Source organism: Daejeonella sp., from assembly GCF_049655485.1.
Lineage (GTDB): Bacteria > Bacteroidota > Bacteroidia > Sphingobacteriales > Sphingobacteriaceae > Daejeonella.
In genome coordinates, this window is record NZ_JBASJU010000157.1 from 1 (window position 1) to 1,670 (window position 1,670).

Sequence of the window (1,670 nt, forward strand, 5' to 3'; positions counted from 1 at the left end):
CATCATTTTGCCACCTTCATCAAGATGGGTTTCATATCCCTTTGCAGCGTCCATTAACGCGGCGGAATTAAAATGCAGGTAATTTGTTTCGATAAAGCGGGATATCGGTCCTCTTTCTACAGCCATATTATGTTTTTCTAAACCGCGAAATTACCCTTCTTTAGTTAAGGAAGCAAATAAAAGGTCGGAAGTCAGACGTCGGAGGTTTGAAGCAAAACGATTAAAACGAATTGCATAAAGCAAAACGCTGAGGTCTGCCGTAAGGTACGCTGTGCATATCAGACATCCGACTTCTGACTTCAGATTACGTCTCAAAGTCCCGAATAATAATCATATCCCCGTTCAGCCCAATAATCCGCCGGTCTTTCTTCACTGAGTATGAGTGTTCCTATCCTCTTCAAGTTCTTTATTCCGTATTTTACCGGTATTATAAGTCGCAAAGGTGCTCCATGATTTATTTTCAAAGGCAGATCATTCATCTCATAAGCCAGAATAGTTTGGGGGTGAAGAATGCTTTCCATATCAATTCCAACGTAGTACTTCTTATCAGGTGTTTGCATTCCAACATAGTGCATGTCTGCTTCTGCATTCAGTTCAAAATGATCTATAAAATCCAGAAAAGACACCCCTCCCCAATGTTGTATCTGATCCCAGCCTTCCACACATTTGAAGTCGAAGATCAGTTCAGTTTTAGGTAATGCCCTGATCTGATCAATTGAGATATTTATCACCTCACCGGATTTTTTTTTCAAGGCCATTTGCCATTCATCAACCTTAAATTCTCCTTTTAAGCCAACGGCTCCGTTCTGCCTAACGAATTTTGCGGCCCTGGATTTAGGATAAGTTCGTGCTAAATTGTTCGAACTGAATACTTTTCTGGAAGCAACTTCGGATTGATTAAGAGCACGCCGAAAGGGTTTCCTCGCGCCTGCTGTTACCCCTTTTGCTTCCAAAGGTGATGTTCGAAGCCAGGTCCAGCCACCGTAGGCTGCTGCACCGAGACCTGTGAAAACTGTAAACGATATAAAATTACGCCTTAGGATCTTTTGCTCTACGGTCAGCGGCGGTTTTCCGGGTTTTTTAGGCTTGTTCATCATTAATTGGTTTTGAATCAGACTCTTCCGAAATATTAACAACCTCAAATCCTGATACCGATGATCGAAAATTATTCCATCCGGCCAAAACTACCTGAATAATATGTACAGTAAAAAAAAGAACGTATCCTATTGTCAAGGCAAAATGTTCAAGTCGGGCAAGGTTGTAACCACCGCAAAGCCAGGTTAGCCAGCTAAACTGAACCGGCTTATAGATAACAAGTCCGGTAATGATTGAGCCTATCCCCATTAAGATAATCAGGCTATACGCAATACGCTGCGCAGCATTATATTTTTTTTGAGGAGGAAGGCCTTTCCGGATATGAAGATCATGAAGCAATACAAGCCAGGCTTCCTTAAAAGAGCTCCTTTGAGGCACAAGCTGCCGCCATTCTCCTGAAATCCAGGTATAGAGCACATATAAAAATCCATTTACGAAATACAGCCACATGAACACGAAATGCCATGCCATTCCTTCAGCCAATTTAAATGGGACGTTAAGCGCAGTATAAAATGCATCTGGAAAAAAGCGGAAAAATGTGTAACCAAATAAAGTAATAGAGTACACGTCATATG

At 41.6% G+C, this 1,670-nt stretch carries 2 protein-coding genes; both read right to left on the minus strand.

The window, feature by feature from the left end:
- Positions 1-311 precede the first annotated feature (311 nt).
- Positions 312-1,097 carry a molybdopterin-dependent oxidoreductase gene (locus tag WBJ10_RS06520; RefSeq protein WP_424288715.1) on the minus strand — a complete coding sequence of 262 codons (786 nt, stop codon included), beginning with the start codon at positions 1,095-1,097 and terminating at the stop codon, positions 312-314.
- The coding region (locus WBJ10_RS06525) for a cytochrome b/b6 domain-containing protein (RefSeq protein WP_424288716.1) at positions 1,081-1,670 on the minus strand (590 nt) is incomplete at its 5' end. The genes WBJ10_RS06525 and WBJ10_RS06520, both read right to left, overlap by 17 nt.